Source organism: Variovorax sp. F042, assembly GCF_057814215.1.
In genome coordinates this window covers 1-313 of sequence record NZ_JBVASX010000053.1, presented here as the reverse complement: position 1 = coordinate 313, position 313 = coordinate 1, and the positions used below count along the sequence as shown (strand labels likewise).

Here is a 313-nt window from a genome sequence, read left to right as displayed (position 1 = left end):
AGGGCTTGTATGTCAGCGTGGTGGTCTGGCCTCCGACAGTGTGGGTCAGCAGACGGTCGCGCAAGTCGTAGGTGTAGGTGCTGACGAGGCCATTGGGGGCAGTCGAGCTGACGACGCGGTTGGCGTTGTCGTAGGTGTAGCTGCTGACGTGGCCCAGGGCGTTCGTGGAGGTGAGGACGTTGCCCCGGGTGTCGTAGGTGTAGCTGGTGACTGCACCGTTGGGCTCCGTGGCCGTATCAAAGAGCTGCGACGTGTTGTAGGTCCACTGCCAGAGCTGGGCCTTGTTGGTCGGGGTGTCGGTGACGGTCCGGGT

The 313-nt window shown here is 63.6% G+C and carries 1 pseudogene; it reads right to left on the bottom strand.

The features are described 5' to 3' along the window. Positions 1–313: pseudogene (locus tag ACZYSP_RS35360) on the bottom strand (hypothetical protein); the annotation flags it as partial.